3 rRNA genes (2 of these 3 running past the window's edge) are annotated in these 2,500 nt (G+C 50.6%); all 3 read right to left on the reverse strand.

Annotated elements, in window-relative coordinates:
- Window positions 1-370 (reverse strand): 16S ribosomal RNA (locus ABIC94_RS20765) (it extends 1,165 nt beyond the left edge of the window).
- Window positions 371-923: 553 nt separating this feature from the next.
- Window positions 924-1,036, reverse strand: a 5S ribosomal RNA gene (gene rrf, locus ABIC94_RS20770).
- A 144-nt stretch (window positions 1,037-1,180) separates the two neighbouring features.
- A 23S ribosomal RNA gene (locus ABIC94_RS20775) occupies window positions 1,181-2,500 on the reverse strand (it continues 1,554 nt past the right edge of the window).

Here is a 2,500-nt window from a genome sequence, read left to right on the forward strand (position 1 = left end):
CATTGTCCAAAATTCCCCACTGCTGCCTCCCGTAGGAGTCTGGGCCGTGTCTCAGTCCCAGTGTGGCTGGTCGTCCTCTCAGACCAGCTACAGATCGAAGGCTTGGTGAGCCTTTACCTCACCAACTACCTAATCTGCCATCGGCCGCTCCATTCGCGCAAGGTCTTGCGATCCCCTGCTTTCATCCGTAGATCTTATGCGGTATTAGCACAGCTTTCGCTGCGTTATCCCCCACGATTGGGCACGTTCCGATGTATTACTCACCCGTTCGCCACTCGCCGCCAGGATTGCTCCCGCGCTGCCGTTCGACTTGCATGTGTAAGGCATGCCGCCAGCGTTCAATCTGAGCCAGGATCAAACTCTATAGTTCGATCTTGATTTTTGCGCCTGACCTCGCGGCCAGGCAAAACTCATAAAAAAAGAAATTAAAGTGAACTTCACTTCTATTCTCATGAGCGTTTTTAAGTCTTGCGACTTGTTCCGAAGAACTTACGCAATTACCTTCAAACGCCCACGCTTATCGGCTGTAAATTTTTAACGAACTCCGAAGCAACTTTCGTCTACTTCGTCTTGCTTTGCTGCGATCAGCGAAGCCTTGTAGTCTATCACGGTTTTTTAAGTACCGTCAAACTTTTTTCGCTTTCAACACCCTCTTGTCGCACCCCGCAACCTTCGTTGCAAGACGCTGAAGCTGTTTCAGCGGAGCCTTCGATTATGCACTGTTTTTTCAAACCGCGTCAACTTCGAAGAAGCTTTTTTTCTGGCCTCTCGGTAGCCAGCCACTGGGGTCTGCTACCTGAAGCTGCTTCGCGGCGCCTCCGAGGAGGCTCTGCGTTGCTTGCCTTTTTGTGTGAACACTTTTTGGGTGCTCACACAAAAAGGAAAGCCCAACACGCTGTGTTGGGCTTTTCCTGGCTGTAAGAGCCTGACGATGACCTACTTTCACACGGGAACCCGCACTATCATCGGCGCTGACGCGTTTCACTGTCCTGTTCGGGATGGGAAGGAGTGGTACCACGTCGCTATGGTCATCAGGCATAACTTGTTGTCTGACTGATCACATGATCAATCAAACGAATTCATAGAGTTTGGAATCAGCGCGCAATTGTCTTGCGCTTGCTTGAATGTATTTTGAATGCGTCAACTTGGCATAACACCCTGATCAGATGATCAAAGTTATAGGGTCAAGCCGCACGAGCAATTAGTATCAGTTAGCTTAACGCATTACTGCGCTTCCACACCTGACCTATCAACGTCCTGGTCTTGAACGACTCTTTAGGGGGCTCAAGGCCCCGGCAGATCTCATCTTGAAACGAGTTTCCCGCTTAGATGCTTTCAGCGGTTATCTCTTCCACACTTAGCTACTCGGCAATGCCACTGGCGTGACAACCGATACACCAGAGGTGTGTCCACTCCGGTCCTCTCGTACTAGGAGCAGGCTTCCTCAAATCTGCAGCGCCCACGGAAGATAGGGACCAAACTGTCTCACGACGTTTTAAACCCAGCTCACGTACCTCTTTAAATGGCGAACAGCCATACCCTTGGGACCGGCTACAGCCCCAGGATGAGATGAGCCGACATCGAGGTGCCAAACACCGCCGTCGATATGAACTCTTGGGCGGTATCAGCCTGTTATCCCCAGAGTACCTTTTATCCGTTGAGCGATGGCCCTTCCATACAGAACCACCGGATCACTATGTCCTGCTTTCGCATCTGCTCGACTTGTCAGTCTCGCAGTTAAGCACGCTTATGCCATTGCACTATCGTCACGATGTCCGACCGTAACTAGCGTACCTTCGAACTCCTCCGTTACGCTTTGGGAGGAGACCGCCCCAGTCAAACTGCCTACCATGCACTGTCCCCGATCCAGATAATGGACCTAGGTTAGAACCTCAAACACACCAGGGTGGTATTTCAACGTTGGCTCCACAAGATCTAGCGACCCTGCTTCAAAGCCTCCCACCTATCCTACACAGATCTGTTCAAAGTCCAATACAAAGCTACAGTAAAGGTTCATGGGGTCTTTCCGTCTTTCCGCGGGGAGATTGCATCATCACAAACATTTCAACTTCGCTGAGTCTCAGGAGGAGACAGTGTGGCCATCGTTACGCCATTCGTGCAGGTCGGAACTTACCCGACAAGGAATTTCGCTACCTTAGGACCGTTATAGTTACGGCCGCCGTTTACTGGGACTTCAATCAAGAGCTTGCACCCCATCATTTAATCTTCCAGCACCGGGCAGGCGTCACACCCTATACGTCCACTTTCGTGTTTGCAGAGTGCTGTGTTTTTAATAAACAGTCGCAGCCACCGATTTTTTGCAACCCATTCATGCTTCGTTGTTCACTACACACTAATAGGGCACACCTTCTTCCGAAGTTACGGTGTCAATTTGCCGAGTTCCTTCTCCTGAGTTCTCTCAAGCGCCTTAGAATACTCATCTCGCGCACCAGTGTCGGTTTGCGGTACGGTCGTATATAGCTGAAGCTTAGTGGCTTTT

It is taken from the genome of Variovorax paradoxus (genome assembly GCF_040544635.1).
GTDB classification, from domain to species: domain Bacteria; phylum Pseudomonadota; class Gammaproteobacteria; order Burkholderiales; family Burkholderiaceae_C; genus Variovorax; species Variovorax paradoxus_R.